We start from the raw sequence: 19806 nt of genomic DNA, 5'->3' as shown, positions 1-19806 counted from the left end.
CCCCGCGCTTTCCGCCACCGGGTCGCAGTCAGCAGGTATTTACGTCGATGCGGCGAATCGGTTTTCATGAAACAGGCGCGGAGATTGCTGGGGGTTCTGACCGGGCTTTTCGCGCTGGTCATCCTCGCGGACCCGGTCGCCGCCCAGTCGTCAGTGAACGAGGAACTCATCTTCGGGCTCAACCGGAAACTGCTGTACGTCGCAGTGCCGATCACCGTGCTCGTCGAGGGCATCCTCATCTACACCGTCTATCGGTTCCGGGACAACGACGACCCGAAACCGACCCAGGAGAACCGCCGACTCGAGATCACGTGGACCGTCGCGACGGCCATCATCCTCCTGTTCGTCGGCCTCGCCTCCTACCAGGTGCTCGGGAGTCCGTTCATCGGTGGAGCGACGGCGACGGCGGGCGACGGCTCGCAGGCGAACCTGATGGAACTCTCCTACGACTACCCCGGTGCGAAGGGGCCGGCGGACCCCGACGAGGCGGTCCAGGTCGAGGTGGACGCGATGAAGTACCAGTGGCAGTTCAACCACCAGAACCCCGGTGGGCAGAACGTCGGTGAGACCGGAACCCTGGTGATACCGGAGGGGAGGACCGTCTACCTGCACGTCACGTCGCAGGACTGGCTCCACGCCGTCCACGTGCCCGGGCTGGGGCTCAAGCAGGACGCGTTCCCCGGACAGTACAACACCATCGTGACGAAGGCCACCGAACGTGGGTCCTACCAGCTCTACTGTGCGGAGTACTGTGGCGTCGGCCACTCCAACATGCTCGGTACGGTGGAGGTCGTCAGTCAGGAGGAGTACCAGCAGTACCTCCAGGAGAACAGCGGTTCGGGTGGCAACAGCTCGGGCGGTAACAGTTCGGGCAACGCGAGCGGTAACGCCTCCGGCAACGCCTCGCTCGTCGCCGCCTGAACGGTTCTCGTCGCTCCCTCTTCTCGTCGCTCCCTCTTCTCTGCGCGTTCTCGCTCGTCTTCACCAGCCGTCACTCACTCCCGACCAGCAGTCGCAGTCGGCTCCCCGTCTGCGGTCGCTCGCGACCCACCGAGCGTCGGCTCGGCGTCACGACGAGCGCGAAAACATTCACCGGCGCAACACTTTTATCCTTGTGTGTATTTCTCACGGTACGGTGGAACGCTAGCTCGGTCGGCTCGACGGACTTAGGTCGAGTCTTCTCGTCGACACAACCCGGCCGAGGGCGACACCACCCGTACACCCGTACCGCTTCACGCGGAGTCGGTGTCGCTGGCACCGGCACCCTCCGTCTGAACGTCGCGTGGCCGGTGCGTGCGTCGTCGCCCGCGACGCCCGCCCGCCCGTCGAGGGGTCCTTCGCGCCCACCCCTCGGCGGTGCCACGCAACGCGGTACACGGGTCCGTGACGGCGAGCGACTCTGGGGAGAACGAACGCCGGACGACGGGCGCATCGACCACTGACGACCGCTGACTGACGAGTCACGGCACTGTCCTGCGAACCGAACGAACTGACTCGACGGTCACCGCTCCGCGACAGACGGACGCTGCGTCGCCGCCTCCCGAGCGACCTCGGCGGAATCGCTGGCTTCACGCGAGGCGTCGGTGGCCGAATGCAGCGGCTGTCGGCCTATCGGTGAGGTGCTGCCGGTCTGTCGGTGGCGTCGCGTCGGCCCGTCGGTAGTGGGTGGCGAGTGTGAACGTCGCGACTGAGCGACGCCACACGACACGCTCGACGGTCCGGTCGTTCGGTCGGTCGTTCGGTCCGCCGACCACCCTCGTGGTCGCACGGTCCGTCGGAGACGTGTCTCGAATCACGGGTCGCTGTCGCTCGCAGCCGGAGAGAAGTGAGGAAGAGTGTCGCCCTACAGCGTGAGTTCCGCGCCGACGTACAGCACGACGACGAGGAAGATCCAGACAACGTCGACGAAGTGCCAGTACATCGAGACGGTCGAGACGGAGGTGTGACGGTCGTCGGAGTACTGACCGAACAGCGCCCGAACGAGGACGATGGTGATGAGCACCGCGCCGAGCGTGACGTGGAGGCCGTGCAGACCGGTCAGACCGTAGAACGCCGACCCGTAGATGCCCTCCGTGAGGGTGAAGTTCTCGTGGACGATAAACTCGTAGTACTCGTACACCTGCCCGCCGATGAAGACGACGCCGAGCACGAGCGTCGCGACGAGGAGGCCGATGAACCGCGAGCGGTTGTCGTTGAGCAGCGCCACGTGCGCGTAGTGGAGCGTGAACGAACTCGCGACCAGGAGCGCCGTGTTGATGAGCACGAGCGACCCCAGCAGGTGGGGGAGTTCCGCACCCGTCGGGGGCCAGGTGCCCGCGCGGATGAAGAAGTAGTAGACGAACCCGGCCCCGAACGTCGCCACCTCGGTCCCGAGGAACAGTATCATCGCCAACCTGAGACCGCTACTGCCGTGTTCTGTCGCCTCTCCCTCCCAGAAGCTCACGATGAACGCGTGGTAGAGCCAGCCGTACAACCCGACGAGGAAGACGACCGTCGCGGCGATGAACACGATCGGCCCGACCATCGAGCCGATCATGGGTTGGTCGCCGGTGCCGAGGAGGAACAGCGCAGCACCGATGTAGAACCCCGCTGCTCCGATGGCCGTGACGAACGGCCACCAGCTCGCCTCGCCGAAGCCGCGAGGCCAGTCCTCGACGGCGGGCAGGTGGTGACCGTGTCCGCCGTGGTCGTCCGATTCTTCAGTCGCCATAGGACTCGGTACCAAGCGGAGGGACAAAAGCCCTCCCAAAACGGTGGCGGCGCGAGACGAAAACGACTCCACGGGGCTGACCCTACCCGAACCCATGAACGGACCCGCCCCGCCGGGACGTCTCAGCCGCGCGGTCCGGACGCGCCGGGTCGCCCTCGCCGCCCTCGCCGCCCTCACCGCGCTGGTCGCCCTCGTCGGGACGGCCCTCGCCCACGGTGGCTCGCTCGGCGGGACGCGACAGAACCTCTCGGTCCCGCGGTGGCTCGTCCTCCTCACCGGCGGTGGTGCCGTCGGCGCGTCGTTCCTACTGGCGAGTTTCGTCACCGACCGCGACCTCATCCGGGCGATCCACGACGAGCGCCGGGGACTCGGCTCGCCGACGCGCGCGCTCGTCCTCGCCGGGCGTGTCGTCGGGGTGCTCGGGTTGCTCGCCGTCCTCGCCGTCGGCTACGTCGGCCCCCGCGACCCGCTGGCGAACCTCGGCGTGGTGCTGGTCTGGGCCGGCTGGTGGGCGGGCTACACGATGACGACGTACCTCGTCGGGAACACGTGGCCCGTCGTCAACCCGTGGCGCACGATAGCGAGCGTCCTGCCGTCGCTCGACCGGCCGTACCCCGAGCGACTGGGTGCGTGGCCGAGCGTCGGCTTCCTGCTCGTGTTCGTCTGGGTCGAGGTGGTCAGTCCGCTGGCCGACGACCCGACGCTGCTCGCGGACGTCGTCCTCGTCTACACCGTCGGCACGCTCGTCGGTGCGGTCGTGTTCGGCGCAGAGACGTGGTTCGAGACGGTCGACCCCATCTCGCGGGTGTTCGCGGCGTACGGGCAGGTCGCCCCGCTCTCCTCGGAGGCCGGTCGCATCCGCGCCCGGTGGCCGGGCGCGGCGCTCTCCGACGCCGACTGGCTCATCCACCGCGGCGACGTCGCGTTCGTCGTCGCACTGCTCTGGGTGACCACCTACGACGGGTTCGTCGCGACGCCCGCGTGGCGCACCCTCGCCACCCCGCTGTACGACGCGGGCGTCCCGGCACACCTGCTCTACCCGCTCGCGCTCGTCGTCGGGTTCGGCCTGTTCTACGGTGCCTACCGACTCGCCGCGCGCTACGGCAGGCGGTACGCGGACTCGTTGCTCACCACCGACGAACTCGCGCGACAGTTCGCACCGTCGCTGCTCGCCATCGCCGCCGGCTACCACGTCGCCCACTACCTCGGCTACTTCCTCTCGCTGTCGCCGTCGCTCGTCGGCGCGCTGACGAACCCGCTGTCCCCGCCACAGCCGCTGGTCGCCGTCCTCCCGACGTGGTTCGGCGGCGTGGGCCTGGCGTTCGTCCTGCTCGGACACGTGCTGGCCATCTGGGTCGCACACGCGACGGCGTTCGACCTGTTCCCGGGTCGCCTGCAGGCGATTCGAAGCCAGTACCCGCTCACGGCGGTGATGATAGCCTACACGATGACCAGCCTGCTCATCGTCTCCCAGCCGTCCATCGAGGTGCCGTTCCTGTGAGCGCCGACACGGCCGAGCCGTGGGAGACGGTGGTCACGGACACGGAGACGTTCGACTGCGAGTACTGCGGCCGACCGTTCGCCCGCGAGCAGTTCCTCGCGCTCCACTACGGCGTGGACCACCCCGAGTCGATTGACGACGAGCAGCGCGCCGCGTACGCGGCGGCGCTCGAGGAGGAGGACGCGGAACTGCGGAAGTTCCGGCTGAAGGCGCTGCTGGCGCTGGTGGTCGTCTACTTCGGGTTCCTGCTGCTCTGGGCCGTCGTCAACCTCGCGTTCTGAGCGACGCCCGGCCGACCCTCGGTCGTGGTCAGCCGTCGGTCGTGGGTCGGTCGTCGACAGTCAGCCCAGTTGCATGAAGACGATGTAGGGCACCACGAACAGGACGACGGTCATCGCCGCGAGGATGAGGCCGTAACTGAGCGCGGTGGCGACGGCGGTGAGCCACGTCGGGTGCTCGTAGGCGGCGAACCGCTCGGGAAGTTCCATGCGAACTCGTGTGCGCGTCGGTCGCAAAGGTCTATCGCTGTCGACGGTTCGATTCGTGTGGACGACGAGTACCGCCGACTCAGTTCACGATGTCGGCGATGCGTCGCGGTTCGCCGGTCGGGTTCGGGTCCTCCTCGACGATGTTCAGCACCTCGTGGTCGGTGACGTCGGGGTAGTCCTTTCCGATGGCGTCCTCGACGAGCGTCTTCTCCAGTCGGAACTCGGTCCCCTCGTAGACCACGTCGACGCCCGAGTCGTCGAACGACAGAACGGTCATGTCACCTCCTGAGCGCCCGGACGCCAAAGCTTCACCGCTCCAGTGACTTCGCTGCTCGCGCCGTCAGACGTGCGTCAGACGTTCGCCGTGAATTTATTACGGGGCAGGGTAACGGGTAGCCGTGCCGCTCCGTTCGGACCCGCTCGACCGACTCGCCATCCCCGACGGGACGACCGTCGAGGAACGCGACCTGGTGACGGCGGGAGACGTCGTCGTCGGGGGACAGTCCACCGTCGAGTTCGGGGTCCGCGGGCGAGGCGTCGTCGCTGGCGAACGCGTCACCTTCGGCGGCGACATCGAGGCCGAGGCCGACTGCCGTCTCGACATGTGGTGTGAGGTCGCCGGGAACGTCCTCGTCGGCGAGGACGCCTACATCGGCGAGCGAACCCACATCGGCGGGCAGTTGATGGTCTCGGGCGACCTCGACATCGGCGACGACGTCGACATCGACCGGGGCTTCGAGGCCAACGGCTGGATCGTCATCCGCAACCCGATGCCGACCATCACGTTCTTCTTCGTCTACCTCTCGCACCTCCTGCGCATCGGCGAGGAGGAGGCCGCCCAGGACGCCGCCAACGAACTGCTCCCCGACGACCCCGAAGAGGGGTCGGGCGAGGAGAGCGACGCCGGTGACGCCGAGAACGACGAGGATGGCGAGGCTACCGGCGACGTGGCGGACGATACAGACGACGCCGACGACGTGGTTCGACCGCTCGTCATCCCGCGGGGAGCGAGCGTCTCGGACGACGCGTGGCGGGTCTCGACGCCCGCCGTCGTCGGCGACGACTGTCGCATCCACGGCAACCTGCGCGCCGAGTCGCTCGAACTCGGCGAGGACAACAACGTGTTCGGCAGTCTCCGCGCGAAGGGGGACATCACCGTCGGCGAGGGGACGCGCATCCACGGCGACCTCACGACGCGTCGCGGGACGGTCCGCATCGCCCCCGGCGCGGAGGTGCTGGGCGACGTCGCCTGCGAGGACCTCTCGCTGCACGACGACGCCGCCGTCGACGGCGCGATTCGCGCCCGCGGCGAGATGTCCATCGTCCGCGAGTTCGCTCGCGAGATAGAGTGACGGGCTGGTTCTGCGACACGGCAGCTTCGAACTGCGTCCGAGGAGACCAACTGCTAGACTGAGAGCGTGCGTGTATCGGTGAGCCGTTCAGTTGGCGTCGCTGCCCGCCGACTCCTCGGCGTCGAGGATGGTCACCTGCTGACCACTGATGACGACCTCGTAGGACGAGATGGTCCATCGACCGTCGACACTCACGCCGCTGGCCCTAGCAGCACGAACGAGCGCGCTCAACCGACTCGCGAACGTGGCCCTATCGCCTACCGACGGACGTCGAGTCGTCGTATCTGCTGTCCCCACCCGCTGTTCCTCGACTGAACTCGCAGCGTCGTCGTCGTTCCCCGTCATGTCCTCTCACAACGCTGTTTCTCGCCGGGGTTCATGTACTCTTGGCATTGATCTCGAAGGGATCCTGACATTCTATCGCCACCCACGCCTCTCATCGGGGGTCGTCTGATTGCGTGAGTACTCACCGCCTGAAGTGGCATGCAATTACACACCATGCCGCGAACTTATGTACGTTCACCTTCCACTTCGAAGTGGACGATTGACTCACGGTTCCTGGCGACCGTGGCATTCCCCTTGGAGACCGACTCTGCTGTGAACTGCCCCTGAATCGCGGATTGCTCGTTCAGAGGCGTCCAATGTTCGACTCAACGAAGACCATCGACAGCGACGAGGCGTTCGCCGAGGCACTGACCCGACTGATAGACACCGCAGAATCGACCACCGTCGACGTCCGGGGTGGCTACGACATCGAAACGACCGACAGGAGACGGTACGACGTCGTGATAACCGACGTCGAGCCGACTCGAGACTGAGACACGCGCGGCTCTCGTTCGGCCAGGTCTATCGATTCGGCGCGTTAGCGTTGCACCGGATCGATGCACCGCTACCGATACACGGCTGAGATGCCGTTCTCGCCTCGATGAGTTGAGGGCTACGCGACAGCACGTCTGGGCTGTCAGAGGCACGCGATGGCTGTCGCGTAGCCGGACTCACTCGCCCGGCGCGTGCCGGGAACCGCTTCCACCTTCACTGTCGTCCCCACACAGTTCCGAGCGGTCTGGGTGAGCGAGTCCAACCGCAACCACTCCTGCGGTGGCTATATCCGCTGTTCATGGCATACCATGCCGGACCAGATATCAAATAGACGCTGTTGTTCTCGTGTTCCTGTATCCCAGCGTGAAAGGTTCGCGGTACGAGGTCATCGGGTCGGCACAGTACCGAGCGTGCTCTCGTAGTACGCGGTGCAGAGTGGCCGTTCGCCGGTACCATCGACAGCCAACGTGGCGCGCACAGAGTAGCGGACGGGGGACCAGCGATGCGGCGGCGAGCGATTACGTACTGTCGGAGGAGTCGTAGCCGAGCGAGGCGGCGACGTCGAGCAGTCCCGACCCGCTCTCGTTCTCGGCGAGGCCGACGTCCTCGGCGGTGTCCTTCAGTTGCGTGCGCGTTCCACTCGCGCTGGACCCGTCGGCGATGAGCTGTCCCGCCGCGCCGGCGACGTGCGGACAGGCCATCGAGGTGCCGGAGAACTCCGCGTAGCCGCCGGGGACGGTCGAGTTAATGTTGCTCCCCGGGGCCGCTATCTCGACTTCTGGACCGGTCGAGGAGAACTCCGAGAGGCCGTCGCTCTCGTTCGTCGACGAGACGGCCATCACGGTGTCGTAGGCCGCGGGGTAGCCGACGCAGTCCGAACACGGCCCGGAGTTGCCCGCCGCGGCGACGAGGAACACGCCCTCGTCGGCGGCGTACTGGCAGGCGTCCTTCACCGTCTGGGAGCCGGAGTCCGCGCCGAGGCTCATGCTGGCGACGTCCCAGCCGTTGTCGGCGACGGCTTCGATACCGGCCGCGATGTCCGAGAACGCGCCGGACCCCGCACAGTCGAGCACCTTGACCGCGTGGAGCGTCGCCTGCGTCGACACGCCGACGACGCCCTCCGAGTTGTTCACCGCGTTGGCGATGCCCGCGCAGTGCGTGCCGTGGTCGTTGTCGTCGTCCCACGCCTCGTTACAGGTGTTGTCGTTGCCGGAGAAGAAGCAGGTGAACCCGCCGTCGCCACAGCCGGTGACGGCGACGCCCTCGCCGAGGTTCGCCTGCAGGTCGGGGTGGTCCGAGTCGATGCCCGTGTCGACGATGGCGACGTCCGCGCCCTCGCCGGTCGACCCGTTGTCGTGGGCCACGTCCGCGTCCACCCGGTCGATGCCCCACGGCGTCGACTGAGCGATTGCGTGCATCTGTCCGTCCGGTTCGATGTACCGGACGTGCGGGTTGTTCAGGAGCCCGTTGATAGCCGCTTGCGCGAAGTTCCCCGCGACCGCCTTCCCCTGGCGGCCGAAGTGTAGCTCGCGCTTCACGCTGTTCGCCTGGTCACGGACGAACCCGAGGTTCTTCCCCTCCGTCACGCCGACCACGAAGTTCCCGCGGTCGGCCGCCTCGGCACTGGCCGTTCCGAGGAGTCCTGTCCCTGCCGCACCGGCACCGATGGTCTTGAGCACCGTCCGCCGTGTCGTGTGTTCTCTCGACATGGAACGTCCTGTTCCAACTCCCACACGTTAGTAAATCTAGGGTTCACAGCAAGATAATTAAATTAGTTCTATATCGAGAATAAGACGTGACGGCGTGCCAGTCGGTCCGCGTCGCGAAGAGGTCGGCGAGACGAACTGGTCGGGTTCCCGACCGAGTGACCGAAAGGCACAGGGGCCGCGGTAGCGGTGGTGGATGGTATATGCTCTCTGTCGCGCTGGCGGGCAAGCCCAACGCCGGCAAGTCCACGTTCTACCGGGCGGCGACGCTCGCGGACGTCGACGTGGGCAACTACCCGTTCACGACCATCGACCCGAACCGGGGGGTCAGCTACGTCCGGACGGACTGCCCCTGTCTCGCCCTCGACGAGCGCTGTGGCAACGAACACTGCCACGACGGGAAACGCTACGTCCCCATCGAGTTGCTCGACGTGGCGGGTCTCGTCCCCGGCGCACACGAGGGGCGCGGCCTGGGCAACCAGTTCCTCGACGCCCTGTCGAACGCCGACGTCATCCTCAACGTCGTCGACGCCTCCGGGGGGACGAACGCCGAGGGCGAACCGGTCGAGGTGGGGAGCTACGACCCCGTCGAGGACGTCGACTTCGTCGAGGAGGAGATGGACCTCTGGCTGGCGGGCATCGTCTCGCGCAACTGGGAGTCCGTCGAACGCCAGTCCCGTTCGCCGGAGTTCTCGCTGGAGGACGCGCTCACCGACCTGCTGACGGGCATCGGCGCGAGCGAGGGCGACGTCGCCGCCACCCTCCGGACGGTCGAGTACCCCGACGACCCCATCCAGTGGGACGACGCGGACCGCGAACGCCTCGCCCGCGACCTGCGCCAGCGCTCGAAGCCCATCATCGTCGTCGCCAACAAGGCCGACGTCGCACCCGCGGAGAACCTCGCCCGACTCCGGGAGGCCGCCGACGTCGTCGTCCCCGCCACCGCCGAGGGCGAACTGGCCCTCCGGCAGGCTGGCAAGTCCGGTCTCGTCGACTACGACCCCGGCGACGAGGACTTCGCCATCACGGGCGACCTCTCCGCCCAGCAGGAGCGCGGCCTCGAACAGATCCGCGAGGTGATGACAGAGTGGGGCGGCACGGGCGTTCAGACCGCCCTCGACACCGCCGTCTACGACTTCCTCGACCACTTCACCGCCTATCCCGTCCAGAACGAGTCGAAGTGGACCGACGGACAGGGCAACGTCCTCCCGGACGCCTTCCTCCTCCCGCGCGGGTCGACGCCGACGGACCTCGCGTTCGCCGTCCACACCGACATCGGTGACGGCTACCTCCACGCCGTCGACGCCCGCGAGAACCGTCGCATCGGCGAGGACCACGAACTGGAGGAGGGCGACGTGGTGAAGATCGTCTCGACGGCGTCGTAGCCGTCACGGCTCACACGGGCGGGTGACACTCGGGCCGGACGAACCCAATTCGGGTGAGCGTTGGGGGAGAGTTGGAAATACGCTTTTGACTGCTCTCGCGCTTTCTCCATACGTGTGCACCCGTTGCACACGGAGCCTCACCGATGTCGGAACTGACAGACGCCGAACGCTCGCTGCACGCCATGGTGGGAGACCTGCAGGCGTCCGAGAGAACCGGTAGCGACGACGCCGAGTCCCTCCACGACCGGACCGACCTCCCCGTAGCGGCGCTTCGGAGCCGTCGAGACAGCACGAGCGTCGGTGAGTCTTCCCGCTCCTCAGGCACACGAACACCTCCAGAACACCGCTGACGCTTCACCGGGGTCCCGGTTCGCTCCGAGCGTACTCGCCGATGTGGGGATGCGAGCACGCCTCCCGTGACCGCCGACTGCTCACTTTCCGACACACGACCCGACCGCTCAGCCGAGCGGCCGGAACCACACCGCGACGACGAGCGCCGCGAGGAACAGGTACGACCCGCGAATCAGTACGGCCGTCGTCGTCGCCGAGTCCATCCGTCGGGTCAGCGACGCCACCGCGGCGAACACGCCGACGGCGAGGACGCTGCTGGTCGGGAACACCGGCGTGAGGACGGCCAGCGCGGTGACGGCGAGCAGTCCCGTCGCCATCAGCGCGAAGGCGGCCGTTCGGGCTCGTTCCCGCCCGAGGACGACCGCGACGGTTCGCTTCGAGATGGAGCGGTCGTACTCGTAGTCCTTCGCGTCGTCGATGACCTTGATGCCCGAGAGGACGACGACGAACACGGCGGCGAACGCGACGACGGTCGCCGTCAGCGCCTCCGCCTGGACGTAGTAGCCCCCGAGGAGCGCGAACCCGATACCGGCGGGGTAGCCCGTCGTCGCCGTGACGGGGTTCGTGTCGAGCTGCGGAGCGTGGTGGTAGCCGATGAGCCACCCCGGCAGAGTGAGCGCGGCGGCGATCGGCCCCACGAGCGCGAAGACGGCCACCAGTCCCGTGAAGAACACCGTCGACGCACCCGCGATGGCGAGGCGACAGCCCCGAGCGGTCAGCGGGTGGTCGTCGTCCTCGCCGCGGACGTGGAAGTCCACGTAGCCGTCCTTGACGTGGGCGACGAACAGCGCACTGAACACGACGACGGCGTACAGGATCGCCACGCCGGGGTCGAACGAGCGAGCGAGCACGGCACCGAACGCGCTGGCGGCGACCGGCGGGAGCATGAACACCGGGTGGACCTGCGAGAGGAGTGCCCGGAGGTCGGCCGATGCACCGCTCCCGTGTCGTGCGATGCTCATACGACTGTCTGGTCGGGGGACACAATAAGCGTCAGTAGAGCTGCAGAACGTGGAGAGTGAGTCGTCGCCGAGAACTACCTCGCGGACGAGGTGTCCTCGTCTGCGAGGCCGAGTTCGAGTCGGAGGCCGAGACCGGGGAGCGGGAGGCTCGTCCGGCGGCCCTCGACCAGGGCGGCGACCCGCGGAGCGCCCCGACGGGCGAGCAGCACCGTCGGAACGAGGAGGGCCACGGTGAGGGAAGCGGCCAGCGGGTAGCTCAGGGCGAGCACGACCAGTGGCGGGAGCAGCGCGAAGACGGCCGTCGCCACCAGCGAGTGCGAGTGCGGGGGCGGTCTGTAGTCTGTGCGAGCCGGGGAGTGATGCTGTCGTGACATCTGTCGGTCGTGGTGGGCGTTCGACAGCGATACGAGGCTCGGCAGGACGGTGTGGTCGTGCCGAGAGCGGGTCGGGAGTCCCGGCACGGACGCGTGGAGGCGCAGTGCGGGACCAGTTACGGGATTTCGAAGTGATCCATCGTCGTCTACACCCAGGCCAGCGGGGTGCAAAAAGTTTCAGGGAGCTGTGAGGTCGGCTCCCACGGGTGAGAACGACACACTCGACACACGTCCGACGAGGTGAGCGACGAGTGCAAAGGGCTACGTCCCGCGGTACCAGTTCGACGAGTCGAGGACCGTCTCGGCGACGTGCGAGGCGAGGCGTCGGGCCGACCGCTCGGTCTCGTCGTGGAGTTCACCGGCTATCGGACCGGTCTCGCCGCCGAGGCGCTCGACCTGCGAGTCTCGGTCGACGCCCGGCGACCGCCTGCGGAAGGCGAGCACCTGCCTGCGCAGGCGCTGGAGGGCCGAGTCCGTGAGTCGGCTATCGACGGGAGCGAGGTCGTAGCGGACGACGAACCCGCGCTCGCCGACCCGCACGGCGACGACGGGGAGGCCACGTTCGGCACACCGGGTCCAGATGCGCTCTCGCTCCTCGTCTGTGGCGTACAGCGGGACGTTCGACGGGGCGAGTGAGTCCACAGTACCGACTAGCGGTCAGTGGGCTTGGGTTCGTCGCGTGTGTGCGCAGGGGCGGCGTCGAGTCGAGCCGAGGCGTTCGGTGCGCGGTCGCTATCGAACGCTCTCTGTCGCGTCGTGCATGATCTCCAGCGCCTCCTTCAGCGTCTCGACGTTGACCGCGTAGGAGATGCGGGCGTGGCCAGCACCGCCAGCGCCGAACGCGTCGCCGGGGACGACGACGACGCCGCGGTCGATGACCGCCTCGCACCAGCCGTCGGGGACGCGCGGCATCGCGTAGAACGCCCCGGCGGGGGTCGGCGTGTCGAGGCCCATGTCGTTGAGGCCGTCTCGGAGGACGTTCCGGCGCTCCTCGAACGCCTCGCGCATCTCGTCGACGACGCCCTGCGGTCCCGAGAGTGCGGCTTCGGCGGCGTACTGCGCCGGGGCGGAGGCGCAGGCCTGGACGTACTGGTGGACCCGGAGCATCCGCTCGATGCGGCGCTCGCTGGCGGTGACCCAGCCGAGTCGCCACCCGGTCATCGAGTACGTCTTCGAGCAGGCGTTGACGACGACGACGTTGTCCGTCTCGGCGAACGCCATCGGCGAGTGGTGTTCGCCCTCGAACACCAGTCGCTCGTACACCTCGTCGGTGAGACAGAGCACGTCGTGTTCGTCGGCGATGCGGGCGAATTCGCGCATGTCCGCTTCCGACTGGACCGCGCCGGTCGGGTTCGACGGCGAGTTGACGACGAAGACGGCCGTGTCGTCGGTGATGGCCTCCTCGACGGCCTCGGGGGCCATCGTCAGGTCCTCGCGAAGTTCGACCGGTTTCGGCGTGCCCCCCGCGATGCGCGTCAGCGCGTCGTAGGAGACGAAGCCGGGGTCCGGGAAGATGACCTCCTCTCCGGGGTCGACGTGGGCCTCCAGCGCGATGTGGAGCGCTTCGCTCCCGCCGGCGGTGGCGATGACGTCCCGCGGGTGGACGGAGAAGCCGTTGTCCCGGTCGTGTTTCGCGGCGATGGCCTCACGCAACTCGCGGGTCCCCTTGTTGGAGGTGTAGGCGTCGGCCGCCCCGGACTGGATGGCCTCGACGGCCGCGTCGCGGGCGTGTTCGGGCGTCGGGAAGTCGGGTTGGCCCAGCCCGAGGTTGATGGCGTCCTCGCCCGCCGCCTCGAACACCTTCCTGATGCCGCTGATGGAGACCTGTTCGACCCGTCCGGAGAATGCCGTCATACCAGTAGGCGAGTCGGCCCGCGACATAACGGTTGAGGACCGCGCCGGCGACGCGTAGTCGACGGCGGGTCCGACTGGTTACTCCACCTGCTCGCGCAGTTCGCCGACGTACAGTTCCATCGCGTCCATCGCCGCGTCCGCGTCCATGTAGCCCTGTTCGTACTCGTGGAACACGCCGTCCGCCTTCCGCAGGAACTCGCGCGCCGCGTCGTCGGATTCGCTCATGTCCCAGTGTTCGTCCGCCGAGGGCTTAATCTGGCGGTCCGACTGTCGGGTGGTAGCGAACAGGCGACACCTGCTCCGGTCCCCGGACGGGTGTGTCGCGCGGTGTGGGTCTCGGCCCCAGAACCGTCCGTGACGGGTCGTCAGTACATGGCGAGCGCTGGTCGCGTAATCACAGAAAAATGGTCGCACGATGGTGGGCAACTCCTCTTCAGTCGTCGTCGGACGACGTCTTGATGTCGGCAGAGAGACCCTGCGCCATCTGGATGTCCTTCGAGTTGTTGAGCGTCCAGGCGGTGCGCTCGGTGACGGCCTCGATGACCTCGCGGGCGCTCGGGTAGCCGTTCCCGGACTTCTTGACGCCGCCGAACGGCAGGTGGACCTCCGCGCCGATGCACGGCAGGTTGCCGTAGGCGAGACCGATCTCCGCCCGGTCGCGGAAGTAGTTGATCTGGCGGTAGTCCTCGCTGATGATGGCTCCGGCGAGGCCGTACGGCGTGTCGTTGTGGACGTCGACGGCGCGCTCGATGTCGCCGCTGTAGCTCATCAGGGCGACGTGCGGGCCGAACACCTCCTCGCGGATGGAGCGCTGCTCGCCCTCGTCGTCGTACTCGACCTCGTAGACGAACGGGCCGACCCAGTTGCCGTCCTCGTGGCCCTCGGGAATCTCGCTGTCGTCGAGGTCGGTGCGGTCGACGAGCACCTCGGTGGCCTCCTCGCGGGCGAGGTCGTTGTACTTCCGTATCTTCTCGACGTGCTCGGGTTCGATGGCCGGACCCATGAAGGTCCCCTCGTCGAGCGGGTCGCCGACGGAGACCTCCTTCGCCACCTCGACGAACCGTTCCTTGAACTCGTCGTAGACGTCCTCGTGGACGACGAGGCGCTCGGAGGAGACACAGCGCTGGCCGGTCGTCTTGAACGAGGACATGACGGCGGAGTGGACGGCGACGTCGAGGTCCGCCTTCTCCGTGACGACGATGCCGTTCTTCCCGCCCATCTCGCAGGCCGCCATCGTGCCGGGCTGTTCGGCGACCTTCTGGGCGACCTCGTGGCCGACCTCGGCGCTGCCGGTGAACAGCACGGCGTTGACGTCCTCGTGGTCGACGATGCGCGACCCTGCGTCACCGAACCCCTGGACCATGTTGAACACGCCTTCGGGGATGCCGCTCTCCTCGAACATCTCGGCGATGATCTGGCCGCACATCGGGGTCTGCTCGGCGGGCTTCCAGACGACCGTGTTGCCCTCGACCAGCGCGACGGCCATGTGCCAGAACGGGATGGCGACCGGGAAGTTCCACGGCGTGATACAGCCGACGACGCCCCGCGGCTTGCGGCGCATGTAGGCGTCCTTCGCGGGAATCTCGCTCGGGACCACGTCGCCCTTCGGGTGGCGGGCGTCGCCGGCGGCCCACTCGACCATGTGCCAGGCCTCGGTGACGTCGGCCTTCCCCTCCGAAATCTCCTTCCCGCACTCCTTGGTGACGATTTCGCCGAGTTCCTCGTGGCGCTCCTTCAGTTCGTGGTAGATGTCCCAGAGGTACTCCGCGCGGTCGATGTGCGACAGCGAGCGCCACTCCTCGAAGGCGTCGTTCGCCGACGCGACCGCGCGCTCGACGTCGCTCTCGGTGCCGCGTCGGAACGTCCCGATGGTCTCGCCGGTCGCGGGGTTGACGGAGTCGAACGTGTCGTCGCCGTCGCCCTCGTCGAACCCGCCGGCGATGTAGTGGTCGTGCGTCTCGGTGACCTGTTGGCTCATAACGGCCGGAGGTTTGCCCAGACGCAGTATAAAGCCCTGTCTTTCGAGGCAGAACTTCTCGGCGACGGTGACGGTCCGTCACCCCGACCACCGCCATCGCTTTGGGGTCGCCCCGAGACGACACCACATGGACGACTCATCCACCGACGCACCCGACGACCCCACCGACGACGGCGACGTGCTCAACGACATCGGGAACGACGACTTCGACGTCCCCGACTCCGTCGACGAGGCCGCCCTCGACCGGATGCGGGCCGTCGCGGACCTGCTCGACGAGGCGGTCACCATCCCCGGCACCGACGTGAAGGTCGGTCTCGACCCCATCGTGAGCGCGATTCCCGTCGTCGGCCCGGCGCTCTCGGCGGGCGTCTCGCTGTACATCGTCCTCGAAGCGGCGAACCTCGGCGTCCCGTTCACCACCGTCGTCCGGATGCTCGGGAACGTCACCGTCGACGTGGCGACGGGGTCGATTCCGGTCGTCGGGCCCATCTTCGACACGTTCTGGAAGACCAACGCGTGGAACGTCGACCTGGTCGAGGAGTTCCTCGAAGGGGAGCGCCGGAGCGACCGCGAGCGCCGGGCGTTCAGTCCGGGCCGAGCGGGTCGGCAGGGCAAGACCACCGACGACGAGGACGACTGTCCCATCCGCATCGAAGTCACGGACTGAGCGCCGTCGCACTGCCGTCGCGTCCGCGGGAGCGACGGTCGTGACCGCCCTCAGCCTTCGACGCCCTCGGCCGTCGCCTGCTTCTCTATCTCGCCTTTCACGCTCGCGGCGTCGAAGTCGTGGTCCGGGCGCATGTTGACGAAGTCGAGGAAGTCCTCGGCCGCCAGCAGGTCCGCCGTCGGGTAGTGTTCGCGCGCGGCGTCGAGGACGGTCCGCGGGCCGACGAGCGGTTCGAGGGCCGCGAGCGCACACGCGAGGTCGTACGCCCGCGCCTGCTCGATGGCTCCCTCGCGGACGCTCGTCGCGTCGATGAGGTAGAGGCGGTCGCGGGCGACGAGGACGTTCTCGGCCCGCAGGTCGCCGTGGGCGAGGCCGACGGCGTGCATCCGGGCCAGCGCCCGGAACAGGTCGGGAGCGAACCGGACGACCTCGCTCCGCGGCAGGTCGTCGAGCGTCACGAACTCCGGCAGGTACTCGACGACCAGCACGCCGAGTCCGTCGTGCTCGAACGCCTCGACCGGTTCGGGGACGTCGATGCCGATGTCGCGCATCCGGCGGGTCGCCTCCAGTTCCCGGTCGGCCATCTCGGCCGGGTCGGCGACGTGTTCGAAGAACCCCTCCTGCCCGCTGGAGAACGCGCCGAGGTTCCGGCCGGTCGTGAGGACGGCGTGGAGCAGCGAGTGCTGGGGCGAGATTATCTTCACGAACCAGCGGTCGTCGACGACGCAGGGCGTCGAGAGCCAGTTGTCGGCGTCGAGGAACTCGACGCGGAGGTGGTCCTGGTCGTAGCGGCGGGCCACTTCGAGCATCACGCCCTCGATCTGGTCCCACTCGACCTGTCCCCGCAGGAACCGCCGGAAGGCCATCGTCGTACACCACTTCACCCGTCGGTATGAGTGTGTTGCCCACGGCGCGCTGACGGTCCGGCCAGAAGGGTTACCAGTGCCCGACGACTTCCACCGGGCACCGAATGTACCCGGAGGATGGCGGTAACGGCAGTGTCGACGGAGCCCGCGAGAACGACGACGGCCGTGGTCGCGGCCGCCGGTGGTCGCGGCGGCGGGTGCTCGGCGCGACGGGAGCCCTCGCCGCCGGGGCGGCCGCCGGCTGCATCGCGACGAACGCCGAGGGACAGACCGGCGGCGACAGCGAGGGCGGGAGCGACCCGGCGCTGTTCGCCGACCGCGGGGAACTGGCGGCGGTCAAGCGCCGCGTCGACGCCGGCGACGAGCCGTGGGCGAGCGCCTACGAGTCGTTCATCGCGGACGCCGACGAGTCGCTCGACGCGACGCCGAAGAGCGTCACCGACGGCGACGGGAGCAACCTGTTCGAGTCGAGCGACCCCGACGACGACACCCGGGGCGACTACGTGCGGGCCATCGAGATGGGCGACCGCATCCGTGACCTCGGACTCGCCTACGAGTTCACGGGCGACGACGCGTACGCCGAGCGTGCGGTCGAGTTCGTCGACCACTGGTACTTCGGCGACACGCGCATGACGCCGGAGGAGACCGACACCATCGAACTGTACATCACGCTCCCGAAGATGTGGTACGGCGCGGAACTCGTCCGCGACCACCCGGCCTGGGACGACGTCGAGGGCTCCCAGGAGGGACTCGCCGACTGGATACGCACGTACTTCGAGACGGTCGGGACGGACGTCCCCGACTGGGTGCAGAACATCTTCGTCTGGCGCGAGACGGCCCACGCGGCCGGCGCGGCGTACCTCGGCGACGAGGAGGAGCTGACGGCCTGTTTCGACCGCCTCCGCGACGCCGCGTTCGTCCAGCTCGACGACGACGGGTTGCTGGAGGAGGAACTCGACCGCAGCGAGGGGCTGTCGTACTCGCTGTACGCGCTGAAGGCGTTCGTCACGGCCGCCGAACTCGGCCGCCACTACGGCGAGTCGTTCTACGACCACGAGCGGTTCGGCGGGAGCGCGTTGAAGCTCATGTTCGACGCCCACGCGCCGTTCTTCTTCGACCCCGAGTCGTTCGACGAGCGGTTCGGCGAGTCCGGCGGGTTCGCCGCGCGCGAGCGAGAGGAGGGCACCTCGGCGTACGAACTGGCGTACTCCTACTGGGGCGACGACCGGTATCTGGACGTCGTCGAGTCCGACGGCAGCGAGATTACGAACGAACCGACCTACGTCGAGCAGCACCAGGACGCCATCGACGCGAAGGGCCGGCCCGTCCGCGACGAGCGACTGCTCGGGTGGACGACGCTGACCCACGGCAACCGGTTCGACCTCGACCTCGACGAGGAGGGGGAGTCCGACGAGCGGTCCCGAGGGTCGGTCTCCGGTCGCGAGTGACGTCGTCGGTCGAGGGCCCGTCCCGCCGAATACGGACCGGTTAGCATCGTCGACCGACGGGCTGTCGGAGTGTTTATGACCGTCGCCCGGCCAATTTTGCCATGGACTTCGACCTACCGTCCGAACACCGGATGATTCGGGACACCGTCCGGGAGTTCTGCGACGAGGAGATCGAACCTATCGCCTGGGACATCGAGGAGGAGCGACGCTTCCCGGAGGAGGTGTTCGACGAACTCGCCGACCTCGACATGATGGGCGTCCCCATCTCCGAGGAGTACGGCGGCCTCGGCGGCGACCAGTTGATGTACGCGCTCGTCACCGAGGAACTCGGGCGAGTCTCCGGCTCTATCGGTCTCTCCTACGCCGCCCACACCAGCCTCGCCACGAAGCCAATCGAGCTGTTCGGCACCGAGGCCCAGAAGGAGCGGTGGCTCGAACCGCTCGCGACCGGCGAGTACGTCGGCGCGTGGGCGCTCACCGAACCGAGCTCCGGCTCGGACGCGAGCGACATGGACACGACCGCACGCAAGGAGGGCGACGAGTACGTCATCGACGGCACCAAGCAGTTCATCACGAACGCCTCCGTCGCCGGGTCCATCCTCGTCAAGGCGGTCACCGACTCCGAGGCGGGCTACGACGGCATCTCGACGTTCATCGTCGACCCGCGCGAGGACGACGGGTTCGAGGTCGTCACCGAGTGGGAGAAGATGGGGCTGAACGCCTCGCCCACGTGTGAAATCAAGTTCACGAACTGCCGCGTCCCCGAGGACCGACTGCTCGGCGAGGAGGGCGAGGGCTGGAAGCAGACGATGAAGACGCTCAACGGCGGACGCATCTCCATCGCGGCGCTCTCCGTGGGCCTCGGACAGGGCGCGTTCGAGGCGGCCCGCGACTACGCTACAGAGCGCGAACAGTTCGGGAAACCCATCTCGAAGTTCGACGCCGTCCGCGACATGGTCGTCGAGATGGACCGGAAGGTGGAGCGCTCGCGCCTGCTCACCCACAAGTCCGCGACGCAGTACGACGACGGCGAGGACGTCACCCACAGCTCAGCGCTGGCGAAGTACGACGCCAGCGAGACGGCCCGCGAGGTCGCGGAGGACGCGGTCCAGGTGCTCGGCGGCTACGGCTACACCACCGACTTCGCGCCCCAGCGCTTCTACCGCGACGCGAAGCTGATGGAGATCGGCGAGGGGACGAGCGAGATTCAGCGGATGATCATCGGCCGACAGCTCGGGCTGTAACGCCACCCTCGCAGTCTACGAACGTCCGACTCTCTCGGACATTTCTGTGGGATTTGACGGTAAGTGAGTTGCTACCACCGTCCTGTCACGCCTAACCGTGC

21 protein-coding genes are annotated in these 19806 nt (G+C 67.8%); 10 read left to right on the top strand and 11 right to left on the bottom strand.

Translation table 11 applies throughout. The features are described from left to right. Positions 1–66 precede the first annotated feature (66 nt). Positions 67–921 carry a cytochrome c oxidase subunit II gene (gene coxB / locus MX571_RS17605; RefSeq protein WP_247419164.1) on the top strand — a complete coding sequence of 285 codons (855 nt, stop codon included), beginning with the start codon at positions 67–69 and terminating at the stop codon, positions 919–921. 922 nt (positions 922–1843) lie between these two features. Here coxB and MX571_RS17600 read toward each other — a convergent pair. Further along, on the bottom strand, positions 1844–2710 hold the full coding sequence (locus MX571_RS17600; protein WP_247419162.1) for a cytochrome c oxidase subunit 3: 867 nt from the start codon (positions 2708–2710) through the stop codon (positions 1844–1846). A gap of 94 nt (positions 2711–2804) precedes the next feature. Here MX571_RS17600 and MX571_RS17595 point away from each other — a divergent pair, with 94 nt between their 5' ends. Together MX571_RS17595 and MX571_RS17590 are read left to right on the top strand one after the other, a co-directional pair. Beyond that, positions 2805–4211 (top strand): hypothetical protein, encoded by a 1407-nt coding sequence (locus MX571_RS17595; protein WP_247419160.1) that lies wholly within the window; start codon positions 2805–2807, stop codon positions 4209–4211. Next, positions 4208–4492, top strand: a complete 285-nt coding sequence (locus MX571_RS17590) for a DUF7410 domain-containing protein (protein ID WP_247419158.1) — start codon at positions 4208–4210, stop codon at positions 4490–4492. Before MX571_RS17595 ends, MX571_RS17590 begins: the two co-directional genes overlap by 4 nt. Positions 4493–4552: 60 nt before the next feature. Here the strand turns inward: MX571_RS17590 and MX571_RS17585 are convergent, their stop codons facing one another. Together MX571_RS17585 and MX571_RS17580 are read right to left on the bottom strand one after the other, a co-directional pair. Beyond that, positions 4553–4699 (bottom strand): hypothetical protein, encoded by a 147-nt coding sequence (locus MX571_RS17585; RefSeq protein ID WP_247419156.1) that lies wholly within the window; start codon positions 4697–4699, stop codon positions 4553–4555. Between the two features lie 79 nt (positions 4700–4778). Beyond that, entirely contained in the window at positions 4779–4976 is a 198-nt protein-coding gene (locus MX571_RS17580; RefSeq protein WP_247419155.1) for a DUF5800 family protein, read from the bottom strand. A gap of 121 nt (positions 4977–5097) precedes the next feature. Between MX571_RS17580 and MX571_RS17575 the strand changes: the two genes are divergently transcribed. Together MX571_RS17575 and MX571_RS17570 are read left to right on the top strand one after the other, a co-directional pair. After that, on the top strand, positions 5098–6051 hold the full coding sequence (locus MX571_RS17575) for a polymer-forming cytoskeletal protein (RefSeq protein WP_368409066.1): 954 nt from the start codon (positions 5098–5100) through the stop codon (positions 6049–6051). A 641-nt stretch (positions 6052–6692) separates the two neighbouring features. Next, positions 6693–6869, top strand: coding sequence for a hypothetical protein (locus tag MX571_RS17570; RefSeq protein WP_247419153.1), 177 nt, complete (start codon positions 6693–6695; stop codon positions 6867–6869). A gap of 519 nt (positions 6870–7388) precedes the next feature. On the opposite strand, the gene MX571_RS17565 is transcribed toward MX571_RS17570, so the two are convergent. After that, a complete protein-coding gene (locus tag MX571_RS17565; RefSeq protein ID WP_247419150.1) occupies positions 7389–8579 on the bottom strand; it encodes a S8 family peptidase in 1191 nt (396 codons plus the stop codon). A gap of 200 nt (positions 8580–8779) precedes the next feature. Here MX571_RS17565 and MX571_RS17560 point away from each other — a divergent pair, with 200 nt between their 5' ends. After that, positions 8780–9961 (top strand): redox-regulated ATPase YchF, encoded by a 1182-nt coding sequence (locus MX571_RS17560; RefSeq protein WP_247419148.1) that lies wholly within the window; start codon positions 8780–8782, stop codon positions 9959–9961. Between the two features lie 143 nt (positions 9962–10104). Then, a complete protein-coding gene (locus MX571_RS17555; RefSeq protein ID WP_247419146.1) occupies positions 10105–10311 on the top strand; it encodes a hypothetical protein in 207 nt (68 codons plus the stop codon). 108 nt (positions 10312–10419) lie between these two features. Here MX571_RS17555 and MX571_RS17550 read toward each other — a convergent pair whose 3' ends face one another. The 6 genes from MX571_RS17550 to MX571_RS17525 all read right to left on the bottom strand — a co-directional run bounded on the left by MX571_RS17550 (position 10420) and on the right by MX571_RS17525 (position 15480). Next, positions 10420–11274 (bottom strand): UbiA family prenyltransferase, encoded by an 855-nt coding sequence (locus MX571_RS17550; RefSeq protein ID WP_247419144.1) that lies wholly within the window; start codon positions 11272–11274, stop codon positions 10420–10422. 74 nt (positions 11275–11348) lie between these two features. Next, positions 11349–11582 carry a hypothetical protein gene (locus MX571_RS17545; protein ID WP_247419142.1) on the bottom strand — a complete coding sequence of 78 codons (234 nt, stop codon included), beginning with the start codon at positions 11580–11582 and terminating at the stop codon, positions 11349–11351. 327 nt (positions 11583–11909) lie between these two features. After that, a complete protein-coding gene (locus MX571_RS17540) occupies positions 11910–12290 on the bottom strand; it encodes a hypothetical protein (protein WP_247419140.1) in 381 nt (126 codons plus the stop codon). 90 nt (positions 12291–12380) lie between these two features. After that, positions 12381–13502: a pyridoxal phosphate-dependent aminotransferase gene (locus MX571_RS17535; RefSeq protein WP_247419138.1), complete on the bottom strand. Its 1122-nt coding sequence runs from the start codon at positions 13500–13502 to the stop codon at positions 12381–12383. A gap of 78 nt (positions 13503–13580) precedes the next feature. Beyond that, the gene (locus MX571_RS17530) at positions 13581–13727 is read right to left on the bottom strand and encodes a hypothetical protein (RefSeq protein ID WP_247419136.1); all 147 of its coding nucleotides are present in this window, start codon (positions 13725–13727) and stop codon (positions 13581–13583) included. A gap of 208 nt (positions 13728–13935) precedes the next feature. Next, entirely contained in the window at positions 13936–15480 is a 1545-nt protein-coding gene (locus MX571_RS17525) for an aldehyde dehydrogenase family protein (protein ID WP_247419133.1), read from the bottom strand. Between the two features lie 127 nt (positions 15481–15607). Between MX571_RS17525 and MX571_RS17520 the strand changes: the two genes are divergently transcribed. Continuing rightward, positions 15608–16147, top strand: coding sequence for a DUF4112 domain-containing protein (locus MX571_RS17520; RefSeq protein ID WP_247419131.1), 540 nt, complete (start codon positions 15608–15610; stop codon positions 16145–16147). Positions 16148–16197: 50 nt separating this feature from the next. Here the strand turns inward: MX571_RS17520 and MX571_RS17515 are convergent, their stop codons facing one another. Further along, positions 16198–17013 (bottom strand): RIO1 family regulatory kinase/ATPase domain-containing protein, encoded by an 816-nt coding sequence (locus tag MX571_RS17515; protein WP_247419129.1) that lies wholly within the window; start codon positions 17011–17013, stop codon positions 16198–16200. A gap of 104 nt (positions 17014–17117) precedes the next feature. On the opposite strand from MX571_RS17515, the gene MX571_RS17510 reads away from it, so the two are divergent. Further along, on the top strand, positions 17118–18461 hold the full coding sequence (locus tag MX571_RS17510; protein WP_247419127.1) for an alginate lyase family protein: 1344 nt from the start codon (positions 17118–17120) through the stop codon (positions 18459–18461). A 101-nt stretch (positions 18462–18562) separates the two neighbouring features. Beyond that, complete coding sequence (locus tag MX571_RS17505) at positions 18563–19705, top strand: acyl-CoA dehydrogenase family protein (RefSeq protein WP_247419126.1); 1143 nt, start codon at positions 18563–18565, stop codon at positions 19703–19705. Positions 19706–19806: the final 101 nt, after the last annotated feature.

The organism is Halomarina salina, from assembly GCF_023074835.1.
In the GTDB taxonomy this organism is placed as follows: Archaea; Halobacteriota; Halobacteria; order Halobacteriales; family Haloarculaceae; genus Halomarina; species Halomarina salina.
This window is presented reverse-complemented; position numbering and strand designations above follow the sequence as displayed.